General features: G+C 71.1%; 25 protein-coding genes. 9 read left to right on the top strand and 16 right to left on the bottom strand.

The genetic code is table 11. From position 1 onward, the window contains the following. Positions 1–64: 64 nt before the first annotated feature. The 3 genes from ABZS69_RS56765 to ABZS69_RS56775 are packed head-to-tail and all read right to left on the bottom strand — an operon-like array spanning position 65 to position 1,484. Complete coding sequence (locus ABZS69_RS56765; RefSeq protein ID WP_355389956.1) at positions 65–415, bottom strand: DUF3703 domain-containing protein; 351 nt, start codon at positions 413–415, stop codon at positions 65–67. Then, on the bottom strand, positions 412–1,110 hold the full coding sequence (locus ABZS69_RS56770) for a cation transporter (protein ID WP_355389958.1): 699 nt from the start codon (positions 1,108–1,110) through the stop codon (positions 412–414). The genes ABZS69_RS56765 and ABZS69_RS56770 overlap by 4 nt, the downstream gene beginning before the upstream one ends. Further along, a complete protein-coding gene (locus tag ABZS69_RS56775; protein WP_355389959.1) occupies positions 1,107–1,484 on the bottom strand; it encodes a metalloregulator ArsR/SmtB family transcription factor in 378 nt (125 codons plus the stop codon). The genes ABZS69_RS56770 and ABZS69_RS56775 overlap by 4 nt, the downstream gene beginning before the upstream one ends. A gap of 192 nt (positions 1,485–1,676) precedes the next feature. Between ABZS69_RS56775 and ABZS69_RS56780 the strand changes: the two genes are divergently transcribed. Next, complete coding sequence (locus ABZS69_RS56780) at positions 1,677–2,321, top strand: DUF4142 domain-containing protein (protein ID WP_355389961.1); 645 nt, start codon at positions 1,677–1,679, stop codon at positions 2,319–2,321. Positions 2,322–2,439: 118 nt separating this feature from the next. Here ABZS69_RS56780 and ABZS69_RS56785 read toward each other — a convergent pair whose 3' ends face one another. From ABZS69_RS56785 to ABZS69_RS56825, 9 genes are all read right to left on the bottom strand, one after another. Then, entirely contained in the window at positions 2,440–3,288 is an 849-nt protein-coding gene (locus ABZS69_RS56785; protein ID WP_355389963.1) for a F510_1955 family glycosylhydrolase, read from the bottom strand. A 14-nt stretch (positions 3,289–3,302) separates the two neighbouring features. Further along, a complete protein-coding gene (locus ABZS69_RS56790) occupies positions 3,303–4,850 on the bottom strand; it encodes a multicopper oxidase family protein (protein ID WP_355389965.1) in 1,548 nt (515 codons plus the stop codon). Positions 4,851–4,916: 66 nt separating this feature from the next. Further along, on the bottom strand, positions 4,917–5,306 hold the full coding sequence (locus tag ABZS69_RS56795) for a hypothetical protein (RefSeq protein WP_355389967.1): 390 nt from the start codon (positions 5,304–5,306) through the stop codon (positions 4,917–4,919). 100 nt (positions 5,307–5,406) lie between these two features. Next, entirely contained in the window at positions 5,407–6,339 is a 933-nt protein-coding gene (locus ABZS69_RS56800; protein ID WP_355389969.1) for a M56 family metallopeptidase, read from the bottom strand. Then, a complete protein-coding gene (locus tag ABZS69_RS56805) occupies positions 6,336–6,692 on the bottom strand; it encodes a BlaI/MecI/CopY family transcriptional regulator (protein WP_355389971.1) in 357 nt (118 codons plus the stop codon). Before ABZS69_RS56805 ends, ABZS69_RS56800 begins: the two co-directional genes overlap by 4 nt. 105 nt (positions 6,693–6,797) lie before the next feature. After that, entirely contained in the window at positions 6,798–8,051 is a 1,254-nt protein-coding gene (locus tag ABZS69_RS56810) for a hypothetical protein (protein WP_355389973.1), read from the bottom strand. A 46-nt stretch (positions 8,052–8,097) separates the two neighbouring features. After that, entirely contained in the window at positions 8,098–8,769 is a 672-nt protein-coding gene (locus tag ABZS69_RS56815; protein WP_355389974.1) for a DivIVA domain-containing protein, read from the bottom strand. 163 nt (positions 8,770–8,932) lie between these two features. After that, a complete protein-coding gene (locus ABZS69_RS56820; protein WP_355389976.1) occupies positions 8,933–9,118 on the bottom strand; it encodes a hypothetical protein in 186 nt (61 codons plus the stop codon). A gap of 27 nt (positions 9,119–9,145) precedes the next feature. Then, positions 9,146–9,757: an SH3 domain-containing protein gene (locus ABZS69_RS56825; RefSeq protein ID WP_355389978.1), complete on the bottom strand. Its 612-nt coding sequence runs from the start codon at positions 9,755–9,757 to the stop codon at positions 9,146–9,148. A gap of 395 nt (positions 9,758–10,152) precedes the next feature. On the opposite strand from ABZS69_RS56825, the gene ABZS69_RS56830 reads away from it, so the two are divergent. From ABZS69_RS56830 to ABZS69_RS56855, 6 genes are all read left to right on the top strand, one after another. Further along, the gene (locus tag ABZS69_RS56830; protein ID WP_355389979.1) at positions 10,153–11,178 is read left to right on the top strand and encodes a cation diffusion facilitator family transporter; all 1,026 of its coding nucleotides are present in this window, start codon (positions 10,153–10,155) and stop codon (positions 11,176–11,178) included. A gap of 142 nt (positions 11,179–11,320) precedes the next feature. After that, positions 11,321–11,734 carry a metalloregulator ArsR/SmtB family transcription factor gene (locus ABZS69_RS56835; RefSeq protein WP_355389980.1) on the top strand — a complete coding sequence of 138 codons (414 nt, stop codon included), beginning with the start codon at positions 11,321–11,323 and terminating at the stop codon, positions 11,732–11,734. After that, positions 11,734–12,633, top strand: coding sequence for a cation diffusion facilitator family transporter (locus ABZS69_RS56840; RefSeq protein WP_355389982.1), 900 nt, complete (start codon positions 11,734–11,736; stop codon positions 12,631–12,633). Before ABZS69_RS56835 ends, ABZS69_RS56840 begins: the two co-directional genes overlap by 1 nt. A gap of 147 nt (positions 12,634–12,780) precedes the next feature. After that, the gene (locus ABZS69_RS56845) at positions 12,781–13,992 is read left to right on the top strand and encodes a trypsin-like peptidase domain-containing protein (protein WP_355389984.1); all 1,212 of its coding nucleotides are present in this window, start codon (positions 12,781–12,783) and stop codon (positions 13,990–13,992) included. Between the two features lie 217 nt (positions 13,993–14,209). Beyond that, positions 14,210–14,947 carry a thioredoxin domain-containing protein gene (locus ABZS69_RS56850; RefSeq protein WP_355389986.1) on the top strand — a complete coding sequence of 246 codons (738 nt, stop codon included), beginning with the start codon at positions 14,210–14,212 and terminating at the stop codon, positions 14,945–14,947. Then, entirely contained in the window at positions 14,928–15,539 is a 612-nt protein-coding gene (locus ABZS69_RS56855; RefSeq protein WP_355389988.1) for a vitamin K epoxide reductase family protein, read from the top strand. The genes ABZS69_RS56850 and ABZS69_RS56855 overlap by 20 nt, the downstream gene beginning before the upstream one ends. A gap of 52 nt (positions 15,540–15,591) precedes the next feature. Here the strand turns inward: ABZS69_RS56855 and ABZS69_RS56860 are convergent, their stop codons facing one another. Then, positions 15,592–16,389, bottom strand: a complete 798-nt coding sequence (locus tag ABZS69_RS56860) for an alpha/beta fold hydrolase (protein WP_355389990.1) — start codon at positions 16,387–16,389, stop codon at positions 15,592–15,594. Between the two features lie 128 nt (positions 16,390–16,517). Between ABZS69_RS56860 and ABZS69_RS56865 the strand changes: the two genes are divergently transcribed. Continuing rightward, positions 16,518–17,108 (top strand): DUF2218 domain-containing protein, encoded by a 591-nt coding sequence (locus ABZS69_RS56865; protein WP_355389992.1) that lies wholly within the window; start codon positions 16,518–16,520, stop codon positions 17,106–17,108. A gap of 29 nt (positions 17,109–17,137) precedes the next feature. On the opposite strand, the gene ABZS69_RS56870 is transcribed toward ABZS69_RS56865, so the two are convergent. Beyond that, the gene (locus tag ABZS69_RS56870; protein WP_355389994.1) at positions 17,138–17,716 is read right to left on the bottom strand and encodes a helix-turn-helix domain-containing protein; all 579 of its coding nucleotides are present in this window, start codon (positions 17,714–17,716) and stop codon (positions 17,138–17,140) included. A 134-nt stretch (positions 17,717–17,850) separates the two neighbouring features. Continuing rightward, on the bottom strand, positions 17,851–18,060 hold the full coding sequence (locus tag ABZS69_RS56875; RefSeq protein WP_355389996.1) for a heavy metal-associated domain-containing protein: 210 nt from the start codon (positions 18,058–18,060) through the stop codon (positions 17,851–17,853). 149 nt (positions 18,061–18,209) lie between these two features. On the opposite strand from ABZS69_RS56875, the gene ABZS69_RS56880 reads away from it, so the two are divergent. Continuing rightward, positions 18,210–19,352, top strand: coding sequence for an FAD/NAD(P)-binding oxidoreductase (locus ABZS69_RS56880; protein ID WP_355389998.1), 1,143 nt, complete (start codon positions 18,210–18,212; stop codon positions 19,350–19,352). A gap of 105 nt (positions 19,353–19,457) precedes the next feature. On the opposite strand, the gene ABZS69_RS56885 is transcribed toward ABZS69_RS56880, so the two are convergent. Continuing rightward, positions 19,458–20,222 carry a methyltransferase domain-containing protein gene (locus ABZS69_RS56885; RefSeq protein ID WP_355390000.1) on the bottom strand — a complete coding sequence of 255 codons (765 nt, stop codon included), beginning with the start codon at positions 20,220–20,222 and terminating at the stop codon, positions 19,458–19,460. Positions 20,223–20,227 lie beyond the last annotated feature (5 nt).

The raw sequence follows: 20,227 nt of genomic DNA on the forward strand, positions 1-20,227 counted from the left end.
AAGAGGCTTTTTGACAGTAACAGCACAGGATTCGCCGCCGTGCGGCGGCTCCTCCTCCACCCGATCAGGCGGCCCGCAACAGCGCGGCCAGGTCCTCGGGGACGGGCATGGGCTGAGTGAGGCCGACGGTGGCGCGGCCGGTGCTGCCCTCGGGGTAGCGGCCCAGGGCGGAGCCGGGTGCGGCCACGATGATCCGTACGACCTGGCCGAGCGCCTCGCGCCGGTCGCGCCGGGCCACAGCCAGGGCGAACATGGCGAGGTGGTTGCGAGTGTGCGGCCACGGCCAGGGCTGGGAGATGATGTGCGCCCGCTCCAGGTGCCGCCAGCGGGCATCGTCGCCGGTCGCGGCACGGGCCGCGCGCATCTCACCGCGGTAGGCGGCCCGCACGCGGACGGGCATCCGGCGGCCGATCACCGAGGGTCCTCCTTGCCGGTCGGGCAGCAGCCGTCCGCGCAGCCGTCGGGCTCGGCGGCCGAGGCGGCGGGGACGGCGCAGCAGGCGTCTCCGCGCCAGGCTTCGCGGCCCTCCTTGACCGCGACGGCGGCGATGACCAGGGCGGCGATCGGGTCGGCCCAGGACCAGCCGAACAGGCTGTTGAGCGCCAGCCCGACGAGCAGCACCGCCGACAGGTAGGTGCACAGCAGCGTCTGCTTGGAGTCGGCCACCGCGCTGGCGGAGCCGAGTTCGCGGCCCGCGCGGCGCTGGGCCCGCGACAGGAACGGCATGATCACCAGCGACAGCGCGGCCAGGATCAGGCCGGGGGTGGAGTGCTCGGCCTCGCCCACACCGAACAGGGCGCGCACGGCGTCGAAGGTGACGTAGGCGGCCAGGGCGAAGAAGGAGATCGCGATGACGCGCAGCGCGGCTTTCTCGCGGCGCTCGTGGTCGGCGGTGGAGAACTGCCAGGCCACCGCGGCGGCCGAGGCGACCTCGACGATCGAGTCGAGACCGAAGCCGATCAGCGCCGCGGAGGAGGCGACGGTGCCGGCGGTGATGGCGACGGCGGCCTCGATCACGTTGTAGGTGATGGTCGCGGCGACCAGCAGCCGGATCCGGCGCTGGAGCACGGCGCGACGAGCCGGTGCCGGGCCCAGGTTCAGCGCGGTCACGACACCGCCTCCTCCGCCTGGCCGGGGGCGGGGCGGAGGGCGACCTCGTGGCCGGTGGCGGCCAGCAGTTGCTCGGCCGAGGCGAGCAGGTCCATCAGCTCGGGCCGGGTCAGGGAGTAGAAGGACTGGCGGCCTTCGGCCCGATAGTCGATCAGGTGACAGTCGCGCAGGCAGGCCAGGTGCTTGGACACGGTGGACTGGGCCAGCCCCAGCTCGGCGGTCAGGTCCACCACCCGCGCCTCACCACGCGCGAGCCGCTGCACGATGCGCAGCCGCGTCTCGTCGGCCAGGGAATGGAACAAAGCCGCCGCCGGTGGGATCCCCGCGGCGATGTCGGCGCTCACACAGCGCCCGCCGCCATCATTGATTGCCATATTGCGATGATAGCTCGATTTCGGCATGATCCCTAGAGATTTCTACATGCGGTCGAACTTGTTGGGCCGGGCTCGCGTACCTCCGAAGGAACCGCAAGCGTCAAGTGGAGGTACGCCGACGATGACGACCATCACCATCCTCGTGTTGCCGGGAGCCTGAACATGGCCGAAGAAACAGGCATGCCCCGGACCGTGAAGAGGTTGCTCCGCGGCGAGCTGTTCATGCTCGCCGGCTTCGTGGTGGCCGCCGCGGCGACGATCGTGCTGGTCATGCCGCCCTCGAACGATCCCGCCGCCCTCGCGGCGACGCAGACGCCATCAGGCCCCCTCACGGCGGCGGACCGTGACCTGCTCATCAAGGTGCGGCAGGCGGGCCTGTGGGAGATGCCCGTGGGCGAGTACGCCCAGACCCGCGCCGAGTCCCAGCGGGTCAAGGAGGTCGGCAGGCAGATCATGAACGAACACGCGAAGCTGGACCTGATGACCCGCCAGACCGCGAAGAAGCTGGGCGTCGCGCTGCCCGCCGAGCCCAACGCCGACCAGCAGAGCTGGATGGCCCAGCTGGCGGCGGAGAGCGGCCCCGCCTTCGACAGGGACTACGCGAACCTGCTGCGCGCCGCCCACGGAAAGGTCTTCAGCACCCTGGCCGCGGTGCGATCCGGCACCCGTAACTCCGAGATCAGGAAGTTCGCCGGAGAAGGCATGAACTTCGTCATGCGCCACATGACCTACCTGGAATCCACCGGCCTGGTCGACCATGACCAACTGCCGGAACCCCCGACCCCCTCACCCGCTACGCCCCGCGCCGTGCCGGTCGAAACGGGGGCACAGAGCTGAGGAGACAAGCGACTGAGCGGCCGTCGGCCAGGCCTGCGGCGGGGTCGCTCAGCTGATTTCCCCGCCGCAGGACCTGGCCGGCCCGCTGACCTCGCGTCCGGGGCGGCCTCGCCCCTTCTCAGGGCTGGTGGACGGTCGTGAAGTCCTTGCCGCCGTTCGTCGACTCGTAGACCGTGCCGTCCATGGCGGCGGCCAGGAGACGGTCGGCGGACACGGCGGTGAAGGCGACGGCCTGCATGGGCAGGCGGCCGGCCGGCTGCCAGGTCGCTCCTCGATCGGCGCTGGCCTGCACCTGGCCGCCCGGGTCCACGCCGACCAGCCGATCCTTGCCCACCACGTCCAGGAACGACAGCAGCGGGGCTCCCTTCAGAGCTTCGAAGGTCTTGCCGGAGTCGGCGCTGACCTTCACCCCGTCGGGCGTCGTGGCGTAGAGGCGGTCGGGCGCATCGGCGCCGGCGGCGAGGTCGAGCAGGTCAAGCCGGGCGGCCGGCTTGAGGTCGGCCCCCTGCCCGCGCCAGATCTGGCCGGTCTGGCTGTCGTACCCGTAGGCCGTCGTCCCCGCGACCTGCAGGGCGTGGAAGTCGGCCTTGCCCGCCAGCGCCACCTGCTCCCAGGTGAGGCCGGAGTCGGTGGAGCGGATCAGCCCGAGGTGCGGCGGCTCGCCGGAGGTGATGTCGGCGGCGGCGGGGTGACCGCTGGCGTAGAAGGTCTTCGGGCCGGCGACCGTGAACCCCATGTGGTCGGCGTCCCGGTCCCCCACCTTGACGAGCTTCCCGTTCTCCAGGGTGAACAGGCCGAAGTGGCCCGCGACGTAGGTCTTGCCGGTCGCGGGGTCCATCCCCAGGCCGTGAACGTGCCCGACCCCCACGTCGGAGGGCCGGGCGGAAGGGGCGGCGGCCGGTTCGCCCGCGCCGCACGCCGTCAGGCCGACGGCCAGGGCGAGCGCCGGTCCCAGTTTCTTGATCATCGCGCGGGTCCCTTTCAGGCCTGGTAGCCGAGCAGGCTCATCATCCCGGCCTCGGCGTGGTAGACGTTGTGGCAGTGGATCATCCACAGGCCGGGGTTGTCGGCGTCGAAGTCGACGTCGAGGGTCGCGCCCGGGAGCACGATCGCGGTGTCCTTCCTGAGGCCGGTCCGCGCCAGGGCGAAGGTGTGGCCGTGCAGGTGCATGGGGTGCCACATCAGGCTCTGGTTGACGAACGAGAGCCTGACCCGTTCCCCGGACCTGATCGGCTCGATGACCTTCGGGTCATATTTCCTGCCGTTGATGGCCCAGTCGTACTTGGCCATGGTTCCGGTGAGTTTCAGGGTGATCGTCCGGTCCGCGGCCCGCTGTGGCAGCCGTACGGCCTGCGCGGGTTTCAGCTGGTCGTAGCCGACGATGCGGCTGTTCAGCTCGTCGGGCCGGGCGTCCGCCAGCGGGGTTCTGGCGCTCTTGGCGGTGCGGACCAGGGCACGGGCCAGCCCCCGCTTGCCTTCCGCCAGCGCGACCAGGGGAAAGGCGCCGTCCTTGAGGGTGACCAGCACGTCGTAGCGTTCGCCCATGCCGAGCAGCAGCGCGTCGGTCTCGACCGGCTCCACCGGGAAGCCGTCGGTGTGGGTGACGGTCAGCCGGTGGCCGCCCAGCGCCACCCGGAACGCGGTGTCGCCACCGGCGTTGATCAGCCTGATGCGCACCCGGGCACCCGGCTTGGCGGTGAACGTCTCGGGCGCGGCGGCCACCCGCCCGTTGATCAGGAAATGCGGGTAGTAGACGTCGCCGGCGTCTCCGCCGAGCAGGTCGCTCTCGGCGTTCATCATCATGTGCGGCCACTTCGCCGACGTGGTCGGCGTGGGCATCGTGGGCGTGGGCGTCGTCGGCATGGCCATGCCGCCGTGGCCGTCGTGTCCGCCGCCGGCCGTCATGCCCGCCATCGAGGTCAGCTCCGCCAGCACGTCGTCAGGGGTGCCGGTCACGCCGTCCATCCAGTCGTCCAGGACGACGACCCATTCCTCGTCGTAGCCGAGCGGCTCGGCCGGATCCTCGACGATCAGCGGCGCGTAAAGGCCGCGGTCGAGCTGCGTGCCATGGTGCGGATGGAACCAGTAGGTCCCCGGATGCGCGGCGGTGAACTCGTAGAGGTGCTCGCCACCGGGCGGAACGGGCCGCTGGGTCACGCCCGGCACGCCGTCGGCGTCGTTGCGCAACGCCAGGCCGTGCCAGTGCACGGTCGTCTCCTTCGGCAGCCGGTTGACGAGCCTGGCCCGGACCACCTCCCCCTTGGCGACGCGGATCGCCTGGCCGGGCAGGCGATCGCCGTACAGCCAGGTCCGCACGGTCGGCCCGCCGAGGTCGGCTCGCCCCTCATGGGCGAGCAGCCGGAACTCCCGTACGGAGCCGGGGCGCCGGGCGGCTTCGGCGGCCCGGACCTGCGCCCCACCGGGCTGGACAAAAGCGGTGCTCTCGCTCGCCGAGCACGCCGACAACACGGCTCCTCCCACTGCGGCCACGCCGGCACGCAGGAAGAACCGTCGATCGATGGATGTCATGAATCACTCACGGTTCGAAACGGACGGGACTCCTTGGCGCCGGGCTCAGCCCGGCGCGGAGGACTCCTACGTCCGCAGAACCGCCACCCGTTGGAGGGAGAGCGCGTACAGTGGCGGCGACCCGCGCACCGCGGGCAGCCTCCTCGGGCGCCGCGTGCCCGAGCCGCCGACGGCGTTCGGCCGGCCGAGGCCGAACAGGGCCAGCACGAACACGACGACCACTGCGACCAGCGCGGCCAGGCACAACACGACAGGGCCGTGATCGGCGCCGACGGACTCGTGGCCCGCGCTCATGCCGGGATGATCGTCGCTCCCCATGGAGGCGCAGGCGCCGACCGCGGTGTGGGAGGCCGCGCAGTAGTGCGCGGTGGCGTAGCTGAGCCCGACGCCCAGCAGCACGGCGGCCACGAGCACGAGTTTCGGCAGGACCGCGGCGAACGCGTTCCTCCCGCTCATGACTCATCCCCCCAGACAGGCACGGCTTCACCTTACCGGCACGGGGTATCGCCCTCCGTCCTGCCTCGGGTGGAAGGGCGACCCGCGCCGGGTGGACCGGTCAGGTGGTGACGAAGATGAGCGGGGCGAGGAGCACCGTGACCGGGCCGCCCAGCAGCAGCATGGCCGTGGCGTAGGCGGTGGCGGGCACCCACGGGGTGTGCGCGCGCCGCGTCAGCAGGCGCTGGAGGCGTTCGGCGGTGCCGGTGTCGGTCAGGGTGAAGGGCGCGGGTCGCGGGCCGTCGTCGTGGCCGGCCATCCGGACGAGGGCGCGGGCCAGCGGCAGGTCGCCGTGGGCCTGGCGGGCGTGGTCGTCGGCGATCATCTCCAGGAGCACGGCCACCGCGTGGCGGGCGGTGTGTGCGGCGGACAGGCGGGGGAAGGCGTGGGTGAGGGCGAGGAAGGGCAGCAGCGCCAGGTCGTGGTGGCCGCGGGCGTGCGCGTGCTCGTGGCGCAGCACGGCTTGGAGTTCGCTGGTGGTGAGCAGGTCCAGGGTGCCCTGGCTCACGACGACGCGGTGGTGTCTGCCCGGCACGCAGTAGGCGGCCTTCTTGCTGCTGGGCAGGACGTAGACATCATGGCCGGGGTGATGGTCGGCGACGATGTCGATCAGCAGCCGTTGGCGGCGCCGCTCGCGCGCGATGCCGGCGGTGGCGTGGATGGTGTGCGCCAGCAGCCAGATCGGCAGGGCCGTCGACAGCAGCAGGGCGAGCAGTTGCGGCGGGCCGAGACCGTCCAGGCCGTGGCCGGTGACGAGATGGCGGGCCAGGGTGTGCACGCCGTGGGGGAAGAGCGCGGCCAGCGGCGCGACCCCGGCCACCAGTCCGACGCAGATCGCGCCCAGTCCGGCGGCCAGCCCGGCCGCCTGCCAGAGTACGAGCGCGGCGCGGGGGCAGCGATGTGTCCAGGGCGCGCCGGCCAGCGCGCGGGCGGCGCGGTCGCCGAGCGCCACCGGAAGGAGCGCGATCCCGGGGGGAACCAGCCAGGCGATCATGAGGCGGACCCGTCGCGTTCGCCGAGGGCTTCGAGCAGGGCCGCCGCCACCTGCGGGGTCACGGTGCCCACGAAGCGCTGCGCGGCCGCCTCCAGGTCGCCGGCCTCGTTGAGGGCGGCGCGCATGACCTCGGCGACGAAGGCGTCCTTGGTGGCGGTGGCCTTGTAGAGGTGGGCGCGGCCGACGCGTTCGCGGGCGACCAGGCCCTTGTGCGACAGGCGTACCAGGACGGTCAGCACGGTCGTGGTGGCCGGCCCGGAGGGCAGGATGGCCGCCAGGCGGTTGGCGAAGACGCCCTCGGGATGCTCCCACAGGGCTTGCATGATCGATCGCTCCAGGGTGCCGAGCCGCATCGTCGCCGTCCTCTCGCGTCGTGGTGTGTGCACTGAGGTGGATGGGTTGCGCGGAAGCGATCTGGCCGGCCCGCGGGGGGATGGCGTCGATCCGTGCCGTCCGCCTCACCGGTGTTGCGAACCCGGCTCGTCGCTCAGCGCGCTGAGCAGGAGATGGCGCTGGCGCAGGGTGAGGTCGCCGATGGCGGTGCCGGTGCCGATCTTGGCCTGGCGCAGTGTCTGGGTGATCTGCTCGGGGCTGTGCTCGGGCAGGGCGCGCAGCAGGGTGGCGGCGTCGGCGCTGATGGTGGCCGGGTCGCGGCGGGCGAGCAGTTGTTCGAGGCTGAGCTGCCCGCCGGTGATGGCGGCGCGTAGCTGGGTCGTCGTCAGCTGCCGGGCCGGTGCCGCGGGCGGGCCGGGCATGCCGGGGCGAGGGACGGGGGCCGGGGTGACGCCGTGGGCGGCGGCGATCGGCAGAGTCGGCCGGGGCGGCCCGCCCGCGAGCACGGTCTGCGTGGTGATCAACAGGCCGCCGATGCCGGCCACGACGGTGCCGGCGATGACGAGGTGGCGCCGGGACAGGCGCCGGCTGTCGCGGGCGATGGTGAGCCCGATGACGGCGGTGCGCAACAGTACGCCGGTGACCATGCCGAGCAGGATCGGCACGCTCTGGGCGGGCAGGGGCGCCAGGGTGGCCAGGACGACACCGGCGGCCGGGGCCAGGCAGGACAGGGCCAGCCAGGGGGCCGCGCGCCTGCGCGCGAGGTCGAGCAGGGCGGTCAGGGCCAGCCCTTCGCTGGCCGAGTGGATCACCAGGGCGGCCACCACGACGGCGGAGGCGACCAGCGCCAGGGTGGCGCCCTCGATCATGCGGTGCAGGGACAGCGCGGCGGCGGTCCCGACCCCGCCGTAGACCGCGGCGCTGACCGCCCGCTTGACCCGGCGGTGCAGGCCCGGCGCATGGCGTCCGCCGCCTGCGGCGCCGTCGTCGTGACTGTGACCGCATCCCTTGCGGGTGAAGAACGTGATGACCGCGAACCCGAACACCCCCGCCAGGCCCACCACCCAGATCGGCACGCCGGTGGCGTCGGCCTCCTCCCAGGCGTCGGGCAGCAGGTCGACCAGGGCGGTGATGAGCATCAACGCCGAGGCGACGGCCAGCCAGATGCTGATCCTGGCGCTGTTGCGGCGGGCCAGATACGCGCCGGCCAGCGTGGACGAGGCGACCATGACGACGGCGACCCACGTGGTCCAGGCAGGCAGGGCGACATCCAGCGTGATGTCTTTCGGGCCCAGGTCGTACAGGGCCAGGGTGTGCAGGGGCGCCAGTCCCCCGGGCGGCACGAACATGGCACGGCCTTTCCGGCGAAGTTCGGGCATTTCGGCGATCGCACGGTGACCGTGGGCACCGGGGATCAAACGTCTGTCAGGGGCTGGGGAGGTGGTCGGGCGCGCCGGGCGTGCGCAGCGGCGCCGTGGCCGGCCGTACGGGCACCGGTGGGGCCTCGTGCGCGCCGTGGCCGGGCGTGGTGAGGTCTTCCAGTACGGCCCGCAGCTGGGCGACCCGGTCGTGCAGGGTGTGCTGCAAGTGCCTGCCCTGGTCGGTGAGGGCGATCGCGAGCTGGTCGATCTGTTCGTCGATGGTCTTGCGGGCGGCCTGGGTCAGCGCGTCGGCGGTCGCCGCGACCTCCCGCTGCCTCTGCTCGGCCTCGGCGAGGATCTGACGGGCTTCGTTCTGGGCGGCGGCGATGGTCTCCTCGGCGCTTCGGCGCGCCGCGGCCAGCGCCTCCGCGCCGGCGGACGCATCCGATGGCGCGGCGGCCTCGGCGGCCAGGCGCTCGCGCAACTGGGCGTTGTCCCGCCAGAGCAGGCTGAGGGTGGTCTCCACCCGGGACAGGAAGGCGTCCACTTCGGCCAGGTCGTAGCCGCCGCGCAACCGCACCACGGTGAAGACCTGGTGGTGCACCGCGGCGGCGGTCAGCAGGGCGAACTGGCCGGGCATGACCGCCTGAAGCGATGGTGAGGTGGGGTCGTCGGGGCCGGCGTGGCTGTGGGGAAGATGAGGGCCGTGGTCGTGTTCTTCGTGCTCGGCATGCATGGTGACTGTGCAACCTTTCGCCGTCGGCTCGTGGCCATGACTCGACGGGGCGGCGGGCGTGGTCCTGGCGACGCCGCCCAAGGACGCCTGTCGCCAGGACCACGGATCAGCCGCGGGAGCGGGGTAACGGTGTGACCGCCGGGCGGCAGGCCGGCATCACCGGCTAGTGCGAGGCGGCGTCGTGCTCGTCGTGGCAGTGCCCCGGGCCGCAGTCCGGGCCCTGGCCCTGCTCGGCCGCGTGGACCTCGACGTCGGCGCACTCGGCGGCACAGTCGCCGGTGCCGTGCGTGGTGTCCTCGGCGCAGGCGGTGTCGTCATGGTGGTGGTGGTGAGCGTGTGGTCCGGTCATCGTCGTTCCTCTCGGGACAGGCGCCTTCTACGTGGCGGAGCGGGGGCTGACGGTGGCGCTCTTGCGCAGATAGCCGTTCCAGGCCCAGCCGTGTACCCCGGCGGGGGTGGTGACCCGCAGCCAGCCGCGCCTGCCGGCGCAGGTCCCGGCGATGGCGTGGGCGCCGGCCTTCAGCGCGGCGATGGGGCGATAGCGGAGACCGGCGCCGGAGCGGACGTTGAGGTGGCTGATGCGGCGCACCCCGGTCACGCTGTAGCGGCAGGCTCCCGCGGGCGTGCCCATCCTGGCTGAGCCGCCGGTGCCGGTGGGCAGTTTGCGTAGGTGATGCCCTGATGCCCAGCCACGGATCCCGGCCGGGGTCGTGACGTGCAGCCAGCCGCCCTTACCGGCGCAGGCTCCGGCGATGACACCCGCACCGGAGCGGAGCTGCCCGAGGACACGCGCGTTCCGCCGGGGTGCGGAGTGAACGGGGATCGATTCGCCGGGCGCCAGATGGTTGAGCTCGTAGCGGCACGATCCGGCCGTGGCCGGTGGGGTGAGCCGAGCGGAGGTGGCCTGGGCCGGCAGCCCGGTCAGCGCCAGGCATCCAGCGGCCGCGGCGATCATGGCGGTGGCGGTGGCGGTGTGGACACTTCTCATTGCGTGAACCCTTCCTGTGCGCGTGGCCGTACGGGGTTACAGGAACCCGGTACGGCACAGGCCGGACCCTGACCGCCCAGCCTGCAACTTCTACGCAATGTAGTTGACTCATTACAGCCCGCTTAAACATCTGATCAGATATTCATGCGTAGAGGCTTGACCCGGCGCGCCACAACGGAGAGCATCTGTATATATGAACATCCCATCAGGTGTTGAGGCCGACGACGGTCCGGCCGCCGAGAGGCGATCCGCCGCGGTCTCGCACGCGTTGCGGATGTCGCACGGCCGTCGGATCGCGCGGGCACGGCGTGCCGGCCGGCTTGCCGACGCCCACGTACGTAACCTGCCGCAAGTGGCCATCACCCACGTCACCCACCCCCCGAGGAGCTCCGCGGATGCCTGAACGTCACTCTCACGACCACGGTCATGGGCACGGTCCCGGTCATGGGCATGGTCACGGGCATGGGGTCAGTGCGGATGCCGATCGCCGGCAGCTGGGCGGCGCGCTGGCATTGATCGTCGGCTTCATGGCCGTCGAAGTGGTGATCGGTGTGATCGCCCAATCGCTGGCACTGATCTCCGACGCCGGCCACATGCTCACCGACGCGATGGCGATCGTCCTCGCGCTCATCGCCATGCGCATCGCGGCCCGCCCGCCCCGCGGCGGCTACACTTACGGCCTCAAACGCGCCGAGATCATCTCAGCCCAGGTCAACGGCATCACGCTGCTCCTGCTCGCCGTCTACTTCACCTACGAGGGCATCCACCGCCTGATCGACCCGCCCCAGGTCGAGGGCCTGTACGTGGTCATCACCGGGCTGGCCGGCATCGCCGTCAACCTCGTCGCCACCTGGCTCCTGTCCAAGGCCAACCGCTCCAGCCTCAACGTCGAAGGCGCCTTCCAGCACATCCTCAACGACCTGTACGCCTTCATCGCCACCACCCTGGCCGGCCTGGTCGTCTGGCTCACCGGCTGGGGCCGCGCCGACGCCATCGCCGCGCTGATCGTCGCCGCCCTCATGCTCAAGGCCGGATGGGGCCTGGTCCGCGACGCCGGACGGGTATTCATGGAAGCCGCCCCGGCCGAGGTCAACCCCGCCGAGGTCGGCCGCCAGATCGCCGCCCTGGACAACGTGGTCGAAGTACACGACCTGCACATCTGGGAGGTCACCTCCGGATACGCCGCCCTGTCGGCACACGTCCTGGTCACCCCCGGCGCCGACTGCCACGCCGCCCGCCTGGCCATCGAAGAGCTCCTCCGCGACAGCCACGGCATCACCCACACCACCCTGCAGGTCGACCACGCCACCCCCGACAGCCCGCAACAGCTCACACAACACTGCGCCGACCCTCACGGCCCCACCCACCACGCCCTCCGCCCCGACGAGATGGCGGTCAGCGACGGTCACACCGGCCACTGAGGCGCTTCTTCCGGCCTGGCGAAGCGGCCCCGCGCCCTGCCGCGGTGGGGCCGGTGCCGCATCAAAGGGCTGACACTCCACGACATCAGCCAACAAAACGGGCGCTTGACACGACCTCCAGGCAGCACCCTATCTTCATTATATGAATGAGTCTTCAGATGAGCGCGTGTTGATGATGGACGGGTGCGCGGTCAAGGTGGTGGACGCGGAGCGGGTGGCCGCCGTGTGCGAGCGCATGCCCGCCGCCGAGGACCTGACCGACACGGCCGACGTCTTCGGGCTGCTGTCCGACCCGAACCGGCTGCGCCTGCTGGTCGCCCTCCTGGACGGCGAGCTGTGCGTGTGCGACCTGGCCGCGGTGACCGGCCAGAGCGAATCGGCCGTCTCCCACGCGCTGCGGCTGCTGCGTGCCCACCGCATCGTCGCCGCCCGCCGCGCCGGCCGGATGGCCTACTACCGCCTGGAAGACCCGCACGTACGAATGCTGCTCGACCTGGCACTCGCCCACACCGAGCACACCGACGCCATCCACCCCGAACGCGACGGAACCACCTGATGGGCGCCGGGCACGGACACGGACACGCGGGCAGCCGCCACCGCTGGCGCCTGGCGGTCTCCTTCGCGCTCATCGGCTCCTTCTTCCTCGTCGAGCTCGCCTACGGCCTGATCTCCGGCTCGCTGGCGCTGATGTCCGACGCCGGGCACATGGCCGCCGACGTCGTCACCCTCGGCGCGGCGCTGGTCGCGACCAGGATCGCCACCCGTCCGGACACCACGGGAAGGCGCAGCTACGGCTCCTACCGGGCCGAGGTGTTCGCGTCCCTTCTGGCCGTCGTGCTGATGCTGGGCGTCGCCCTGTACGTGGTCGCCGAGGCCGTGGGGCGCATCGGCGAACCAGCCGAGGTCTCCTCCGGCCCCATGCTCGTCGTCGGCGCCATCGGCCTGATCGTGAACGTCGTGGCCCTGTTGCTGCTGCGCTCGGGCGCGAGCGAGAGCCTCAACGTCAAGGGCGCCTACCTGGAGGTCGTCGCCGACACGGCCGGATCCGTCGGGGTCATCGTCGCGGGCTGGCTGGTCTCCACCACCGGCCAGACGTTCTGGGACACCGTCGTCGCCCTGGCCATCGGCGTCTTCGTCGCCGTACGGGCGATCTCGCTCGGCCGTCAGGTCTTCGCCGTGCTCGGCCAGCACGTGCCCGAAGGCATGGACGCGACCACGGTCGCGCGGGACCTGGCCGCGATCGAGGGCGTGCGCGACGTGCACGACCTGCACCTGTGGACCCTCACCTCCGGCATGAACGTCGCCACCGCCCACCTCGTCACCACCGACCAGAACGACAACCACGCCGTGCTGGACCAGGCCCGCGAGGTGCTACGCCGGCGCCACGGCGTGGCCCACGCCACCCTGCAGGTCGAGCCCGTCAACCACGAAGGCTGCGACGAACTCGGCTGGTGAAGCCGGTTTCCCGCATGGAGCCCTGTCCCCACCTCGATCGATAAGGCCGTCATCAGGCTTCGCCGATCATCCGGGCCATCGGCTTAGCCGCTCCTTACGCGACTCTTGACACCCTTCGAGGGCATCGGCACTTCAAGGAGATGACGGATGAACGCGAGCGAGCCCCATCAGCACGGGACCGGCGGGTGGAGTCAGCTCGGCAGCGCACCGCCGGTGACCGGGGACTTCCCCCGATATGACACGATCGCCATGGAGCAGCCGCCACCGCCGCCGCCTCCCGCCGGCAACGGCCGAAGGGCCGTCGCCGCGCTGGCCCTGGCCGCCGTGGCCATCGGCGGCGGCGTCGTGGGCGCCGTCGTCGCCAACACGTTCCGGCCCGAGCCGGTGGCCACCGCGAGCGCGCCGAGTCCCGTCTCCAAGCCGGCCGCCGGCCAGCTCTCCGTGGCCGAGGTCGCTGCCAAGGTGCAGCCGACCGTCGTGATGATCCAGGGCCAGAGCGGCGAGGGCTCCGGCGTGGTGCTGTCCCCGGACGGCCTCATCCTCACCAACAACCACGTGGTCGAGGGGGCCGGTCAGGGCGGCGGCCAGATGACCGTCAAGTTCAGCGACGGCAAGACCGCCAAGGCAGGCGTCGTCGGCACCGACCCGGCCACCGACCTGGCCGTCATCCGGGCGGAAGGCGTCTCCGGGCTGGCCAAGGCCACTCTCGGCGACAGCGACGCGCTCAAGGTCGGCGACTCCGTGCTGGCCATCGGAAGCCCGCTCGGGCTGGACGGATCGGTTACGGCGGGCATCGTCAGCGCGCTCGACCGTACCCTCACCACCGGCCCTGACCAGCGGCAGCAGATCCCGCCGGGCTTCGGCCAGGAGCAGCAGCAGAGCGCCGGGACCACGATCGGCGGCGCCATCCAGACCGACGCCGCCATCAATCCCGGCAACTCCGGCGGCGCGCTGGTGAACGCCGCCGGCGAGCTGATCGGCATCAACACCGCCATCGCCTCGAACGCCGCGGGCGGCGGCGTCGGCTTCGCCATCCCGGTCAACACCGCCAAGCAGGTCTCCGAGCAGCTCATCAGCACCGGCAAGGTCACCCACGCGTTCCTCGGCGTGAGCGTCACCGACGCGACCGGCGACGTGCCGGGCGCCCTGATCGGGCAGATCACCGCGGGGAGTCCGGCGGACAAGGCGGGCCTGAAGCAGGGAGACCTGATCACCAAGATCGGCGACACTGCGGTTGACGCAGGGGAAACCGTGGTGGGGCAGGTCAGAGGGTTCAAGCCGGGCCAGCAGGTCAAGATCACTTACATGAGGGACGGCAAGCTCAGCGAGGTCACCGTCACCCTCCAAGAGAAGAAGTAGCAGGACACCTTCAGGTCCCGGCGGCCCACCACCGTCCACCAGGACGGGCGCTGACGCGCGCCCTCACGACATCGTGCCAAGGGCCAGGCCGACCGCCCCGGCCACTCCATGAACCCTCTCGGTTACGTGATTTATGTCGAGAGTATCCCCGCATCTTCTACACTGCGTAGAACTTCGGCCGCCCCGGCCGATCAGACGTGGTTGGAAGGAGTTGCGGGTGTCGCGAGAGCAAGAGCGAACCGAGATGCGGCGCGCCAAGGTGGAGGCGGCCCGGGAGGAGGGTAGACGGCAGGACGCCCGCCGCCGCAATCTCAAGGTGTCGCTGGTGGTGATCGGGGTGTTCGTCCTGGTCGTGGGCGCGTTCGTGGTGATCAACCGGCTCGACGCCGCCGGCGAGCGGGCAGGTCAGCTGGCGGCGGGTGAGACCCAGTTCGTCCGCAAGGACAGCCACAAGCTGCAGACCGCTCCCGACGGCAAGGTCACGCTCGTCGAGTTCCTCGATTTCGAGTGTGAGGCGTGCAAGGCGTACTTCCCGACCGTTGAGGAGATCCGGAAGCAGTACGCCGGGAAGGTCACCTTCGTGGCGCGATACTTCCCGATCGCCAGCCACTTCAACGCCGAACGGGCCGCCCGCGCGGTCGAGGCGGCCGCGCAGCAGGGCAAGTTCGAGCCGATGTACCAGCAGATGTACCAGACCCAGAGCCAATGGGCCGAGAAGAAGGTGGCGGCAGATCCGTTCTTCCGCCAGCTCGCCCAGGGCCTGGGACTGGACATGGCGGCCTGGGACAAGGCCTACGCCGACCCGGCCACGCTGGCCCGGGTGAAGAAGGACGCGGCCGACGGGGAGGCCCTGGGGGTCCAGGGCACGCCCACGTTCTTCCTCAACGAGAAGAAGATCGAACCGCGCTCATCCGACGAGTTCAAGGCGGCCATCGATGCTGAGCTCGCCAAGTAAGCTCGACGAGCCGCGGGTGGCCGCCGATCCGTTCCCCCGGCTCCTGCCTCGGCTGCTGCTGGCCGGCGGCCTGATCGGGCTCGTGGCGTCGTTCGTGCTGACGGTCGAGAAGATCGCGCTGCTGAAGGACCCGGCCTACGTGCCCAGCTGCAGCATCAACCCGGTCCTGTCCTGCGGCTCGATCATGCGTACGCCGCAGGCGGAGCTGTTCGGCTTTCCCAACCCGCTGCTGGGCATAGCCGGGTTCGCCGTCGTCACCACCGTGGGGGCGGCGCTCCTGGCGGGTGCGCGGCCACGCCGCTGGTTCTGGCTCGGGTTGCAGGCGGGTGTGACCGCCGGGGCGGTCTTCATCCACTGGTTGATCTTCCAGAGCCTCTACGTCATCGGCGCGCTCTGCCCGTACTGCATGATCGTCTGGGCGGTGACCATGCCGATCTTCTGGTACGTCAGCCTGCACAACCTCAGCTGCATGTCGAGCGGGCCTCAGCGCAAGCTGACGGAGTACCACACGGTGACGCTCACGGTGTGGTACCTGGTCATCCTCACGTTGATCGGGATCCGGTTCTGGTCGTACTGGAGCAGCCTGCTGTAGTCGTCGCGCGGTCTTCGCCGCGGTGGCCGGAGGGATCCGGCCACCGCGGCGTTCAGGACACCGTGCCCGCGAGAAGCCGGCCGAGCTCCGCGGCGAAGCGGGGAGCGTCGGTGACGAAGCCGATATGGCCGCCGGGCAGCTCAAACAGGTCCCTGGACAGGCGCCCGGCCAGCTCCACCGCCGCCCGATGGCACGGGTAGCCCTGCGACTCGCGACCGGCCGCGGGGACGATCCGATCGGCGTGCGCGGCGAGCGCCGTCAGGTCGAGCGCGGCGGGCGGGTACTGGCGTAGCTCGTGCTCGAACCAGTAGGCGGCGTTGGCATCGTTCCTGGGAGCGCGGGCCATGTGCCGGTGGTCCGACGGCGCGAACGTCCGTTCCCTGAACGTCTTCATCGCCGGCTCGATCCCTTCGAGCCGGTACAGGTCATAGACCTCGGAAAAGAAGTCCTCCCATTTGTCCCCGTCGGGGAGCAGCCGCAAGGCGGGCGGCTCGTACGGGATGAGAGTGCGGACCGTGGACGGGTGGCGGGCGAGGAGCTCCAGGGCGACGGTGGCCCCGGAGCTGGCGCCGAAGACGATCGCCGGCCCGAGCCCCAGGTGCTCGATCAGGCATCCCACGTCGTCGGCGTCGGTCCGCAACCGGCGGTCGTAGTCCTGCGGGCCGTCGAGGTGGCTTCTGGAGAAGCCACGACGGTCGTAGACGGCGACGGTGTGACGCCCGCCCAGGTGCTGGACGACCTCCCGGTACACCTCGGCCACGCCCGGCGCTCCGGTGATCAGGACCGTCAGCGGGCCGCTGCCGTGGGTCTCGTAGTAGAGGCGGGCTCCATCCACCTCAAGCGTGCTCATACGCCTTGAACTCCTCACATGATTCGCGCCGGCTCCGGAATTTTGCGATACATAGTGTATATATCAGATACAGTTCGCTCACTTAGACGCGTACGTGTCGCCCTACCGGAAACCCCGAAAGGAACCCCGTGCCAACCGCCGAAGCCCACGTCACGACCGACCGCGCCGGCCGCTACCTCGCCCAGCTATGCCGGCACGCCACCCAGATGGGCCACGGGCTGCCCAGCCACCCCGGCCGCCGTCCCCACCCGGGCGGCGAAAGGCCCAAAGACATCAAGGCCGAGTATTCGGAAACCGAGGGAACCATCACCGTCGACGGGGCGATCTGTTTCCTGCGGGCCACCCCCACTGCGCTGACTGTGCGCGTCGAGGCCGAGGACGAGGACGGGTTGCACCGCGTCCAGGCGCTCGTCACCAGGAACATCACCAGAATGGGCAGGCGCGACAACCTGACCGTGGACTGGAGCGGGCCCGGCGCGACCTTCGACGCGGCCATCGCGGACCCCGCGCCGCGCCGGCGACGGCACACCGTGCTCGGCCTCACTCTGGCCGCGGTCCTGGCCGTGGTCGTACACGCCGGCCTGGCCGCGGGTGTGCTGGCGATCCCGCAATGGGCGGGCCTGGGCGCGGACGTCGTCCTGGTGGCCGTTCTGGTGAAGGTCGCCCTCGTGGCGACCCACTTCTGGCGCCGCCGCCGCTCGACGGCCAAGGCCGGCTGAGACCGGAAGGCCGAGCCGCCGCTACCGGCTCAGCGAGCGCGCAACCCGTCCAGGGTGACCGCGACGAGCCGCCGGACGGCGGCCTTCGAGGAGAGGACGGTGGCCGCCTGCAGCGCGTGCAGGCAGTACGCGGCGAGCTCCGCCGCCGCCACGTCGTCACGTACGGCACCGGCCCGCACGGCCTCGGCGAGCGCGTCGCCCAGCAAGGCGTGCAACTGGTGCTGGGCGTGGCCGACGTCCTGCGACCGGTGCAGGAGCGCGACCAGGTCGGGGGCGAACCCGTGGCGGGCCATCTGCTGGTGCATGAGCGCGTACGTCTCCAGCATGGCCTCGAGCCGCTTCCCGGCGTCGCCCTCATGCTCCCCCGCCCGGGAGAGGTGCTCCAGGTGCCCCGCGACCTGGCGGCTGTGCCAGGCCACCAGGATCGTCTCGACGTCGGGGAAGTACTTGTAGAGCGTCGCCCGGCCGATGCCGGCCTTCTCGGCGATCTGCGACATGGTCACCGCCAGCAGCCCCCGCTCGGCCACCAGCTCGACGGCGGCGTCCAGGATCGCGTCATGCACGGTACGGCGATGCGCCTCGATCGTCTCGTTCCACAGTTTCGGCACCCGGCCAGTGTACGAGGCGACATCCGGCATACATATTGTCGGAGTCCGCACACCCTGTCTTAGATCAGATGGCGCCGGGGATGCGATGACAGTCGCTCCCCGACCCAACGTTCACGCGCCCACTCCGCGCATGATCAGCCGGCGACCACTTCGTAGCCGACCTCTTCCACAACGTTCACGATCGCGGCGTCGTCGATCGGGCCGTCCGAGGTGACGGTGACCTGCCCGGTCGCCAGCTCGACGGACACCGAGGAGACCCCGGCGACCTTGCCGATCTCCGTCTTCACCTTGCCGGCGCACCCGTTGCAGGTCATCCCCGACACCTTGTACGTGCTCGTGCTCATTCGCCACATCTCCTTCTTCATACCCCCATTGGGTATACGCAGGAGACGGTACGCCGCGATCACCTTCAACGCAAGACATACGGGTCAGGGGTATATGAGACTCAAGTCACATTGCCACACCAATACCCCCTATAGGTATGGTCGACGGCATGAGCAGACTCAACAGGATCGTCGTCGTCGGTGCCTCGCTGGCGGGATTGCGGGCCGTGCAGGCGCTGCGCCGGGAGGGCTTCGAGGGCGAGGTGACGCTGGTCGGCGCCGAGACGCACGTGCCGTACAACCGCCCGCCGCTCTCGAAGAGCGTGCTGCACGGCGACGACGACGTCACGCTTCCCGGCGCGGAGGAGCTCGGCGACCAGTGGCTGCGGGGTCGGCAGGCCGTACGCCTCGACGTACGGGACCGGACGGTCACCCTCGACGACGGCACCGGGATCGGCTACGACGGCCTGGTCATCGCCAGCGGTGCGCGCCCGCGGCGGCTCGACGGCGTGCACGCCCTGCGCACCCTTGAGGACGCGCTGGCGCTGCGCGCGGAGCTCGAATCGGGACACGAGCACGTGCTGGTCATCGGCGGCGGCTTCATCGGGGGCGAAGTGGCCTCCACAGCCCGGCAGCTCGGCAGGAAGGTCACCCTGGTCGACTCGGCGCCGAACCCCATGCACTTCGGGCTGGGCGAGGAGGCGTCCCGCTGGCTGGCCGGGCACCACGAGCGCAACGGCGTCGAGCTCGTCACGAACGTCCGGGTCACCGCCGTGGACGGCGGCCAGGTACGGCTCAGCGACGGCCGGGCCATCGCCGCGGACCTGGTCGTCGGCGGCATGGGCGTGCTGCCGAACACCGAATGGCTGGACGGCAGCGGTCTGGCCGTGGACGACGGCGTGCTGTGTGAGCCGACGCTGTTCGCGACGGAGTCGACCGACGTCGTGGCCGCGGGGGACGTCGCGCGCTGGCCGCACGCCCTCTTCGGCGGGGAGCTGGTGCGCGTCGAGCACTGGTCCAACGCCAACGAGCAGGGCGCGGTCGCCGCCCGTAATCTGCTGGCGGGGCCGCAGGACGCTCAGCCGTTCGTGGACGTGCCGAACTTCGCCACCCATGTGCACGGCGCCCGCATCCAGACGGCCGGGCTGCCGCACCTCGCGGACGCGGCGAGCATCGCCACCGGCTCCCCGGAAGAAGATCGCTTCGCCGTGGCCTTCAGCCGGCGCGGCGTGCTGGTGGGCGCCGTCGTGGTCAACTCCCCCAAGGACCTGATCAAGCTCAAGCGGGCGATCACGGCACGCGAGAAGGTCTGACCACCACGATGCGCGGCCTCGGCGAACACACCGAGGCAGGCGCTCGTCCTGAGCGGGCGGGGCCCCGCGAGCAGCGCGCCGCGGGGTCCCGGCTCCGTGGGCGCGCTATTCCTCCGGTCGCGATGCGGAGGCCACGAAGATGGGCAGCGCCAGGAACATGCGTCCGGCCTGGGCCCGCTCTGTCTGCTCGGTCACCCAGGCCGTCTCCTGTTCGGCGGTGACGGCGCCGGCGACGCGGGCGCCCTGCGCGATGCCGGTCAGCATGGGCAGCATGGCGGCGTCGGTGAAGACACCGGCCTGCGCCTCCACCTGGACGTCCTGGAAGCCCTCGTCGAGCAGCAGGTTGCGGTAGCGGCGAGCCGCACGTGGGTTCGGGATCAGGTCGGCGCGCGCGTGCACGATGGTCCGCGTGAGCGCGGGGTCGTCGGAGTCGATGATGAAGGCGTCCCAATCCTGCCCGATGAGCACGATGCGCCCGCCGGGAGCGAGCACCCGCCTGGCCTCCCCCAGCGCCTTGGCCGCGTCGGCGAGCTCGTGGTAGACCTTGTCGGCCCGATATCCGGCGACCTCCCCGTCCTCGAGCGGCAGGTCGAAGGCGTCGCCGATCCTGAAGTCGGACCGCGGCCGGCGATGGCGGGCCACCGCGATCATCTCCTCGCTGAGGTCCACGCCGATCGCCCGCATCCCGCGCTCCCCGAGCTCGTCGACCGCACGCCCGGCGCCGCAGCCGACGTCCACCACGGCCGCGCCGTCGGGAAGGGTGAGCAGGTCGTACGACCGAGCGCGCAATGCGACGGCCGCGGGCAAGGCGTCGACGACGTCGAGCATCCGGATGAGCGACTCCATGGAGTCGTTGTTGTTCTTGGACATGTGCC

The sequence above is a fragment of the Nonomuraea sp. NPDC005650 genome (assembly GCF_040605375.1).
GTDB lineage: Bacteria > Actinomycetota > Actinomycetes > Streptosporangiales > Streptosporangiaceae > Nonomuraea.

Excerpts from the sequence above, each read along its gene's own strand:
- ABZS69_RS56835 (WP_355389980.1), top strand. The coding sequence starts at position 11,321 with ATGAATGAGTCTTCAGATGAGCGCGTGTTGATGATGGACGGGTGCGCG.
- ABZS69_RS56880 (WP_355389998.1), top strand. The coding sequence starts at position 18,210 with ATGAGCAGACTCAACAGGATCGTCGTCGTCGGTGCCTCGCTGGCGGGA.
- ABZS69_RS56785 (WP_355389963.1), bottom strand. The coding sequence starts at position 3,288 with ATGATCAAGAAACTGGGACCGGCGCTCGCCCTGGCCGTCGGCCTGACG.
- ABZS69_RS56810 (WP_355389973.1), bottom strand. The coding sequence starts at position 8,051 with ATGCCCGAACTTCGCCGGAAAGGCCGTGCCATGTTCGTGCCGCCCGGG.
- ABZS69_RS56840 (WP_355389982.1), top strand. The coding sequence starts at position 11,734 with ATGGGCGCCGGGCACGGACACGGACACGCGGGCAGCCGCCACCGCTGG.
- ABZS69_RS56830 (WP_355389979.1), top strand. The coding sequence starts at position 10,153 with ATGCCTGAACGTCACTCTCACGACCACGGTCATGGGCACGGTCCCGGT.
- ABZS69_RS56855 (WP_355389988.1), top strand. The coding sequence starts at position 14,928 with ATGCTGAGCTCGCCAAGTAAGCTCGACGAGCCGCGGGTGGCCGCCGAT.
- ABZS69_RS56875 (WP_355389996.1), bottom strand. The coding sequence starts at position 18,060 with ATGAGCACGAGCACGTACAAGGTGTCGGGGATGACCTGCAACGGGTGC.
- ABZS69_RS56775 (WP_355389959.1), bottom strand. The coding sequence starts at position 1,484 with ATGGCAATCAATGATGGCGGCGGGCGCTGTGTGAGCGCCGACATCGCC.
- ABZS69_RS56825 (WP_355389978.1), bottom strand. The coding sequence starts at position 9,757 with ATGAGAAGTGTCCACACCGCCACCGCCACCGCCATGATCGCCGCGGCC.
- ABZS69_RS56820 (WP_355389976.1), bottom strand. The coding sequence starts at position 9,118 with ATGACCGGACCACACGCTCACCACCACCACCATGACGACACCGCCTGC.
- ABZS69_RS56790 (WP_355389965.1), bottom strand. The coding sequence starts at position 4,850 with ATGACATCCATCGATCGACGGTTCTTCCTGCGTGCCGGCGTGGCCGCA.
- ABZS69_RS56860 (WP_355389990.1), bottom strand. The coding sequence starts at position 16,389 with ATGAGCACGCTTGAGGTGGATGGAGCCCGCCTCTACTACGAGACCCAC.
- ABZS69_RS56800 (WP_355389969.1), bottom strand. The coding sequence starts at position 6,339 with ATGATCGCCTGGCTGGTTCCCCCCGGGATCGCGCTCCTTCCGGTGGCG.
- ABZS69_RS56815 (WP_355389974.1), bottom strand. The coding sequence starts at position 8,769 with ATGCATGCCGAGCACGAAGAACACGACCACGGCCCTCATCTTCCCCAC.
- ABZS69_RS56845 (WP_355389984.1), top strand. The coding sequence starts at position 12,781 with ATGAACGCGAGCGAGCCCCATCAGCACGGGACCGGCGGGTGGAGTCAG.
- ABZS69_RS56795 (WP_355389967.1), bottom strand. The coding sequence starts at position 5,306 with ATGAGCGGGAGGAACGCGTTCGCCGCGGTCCTGCCGAAACTCGTGCTC.
- ABZS69_RS56805 (WP_355389971.1), bottom strand. The coding sequence starts at position 6,692 with ATGCGGCTCGGCACCCTGGAGCGATCGATCATGCAAGCCCTGTGGGAG.
- ABZS69_RS56885 (WP_355390000.1), bottom strand. The coding sequence starts at position 20,222 with ATGTCCAAGAACAACAACGACTCCATGGAGTCGCTCATCCGGATGCTC.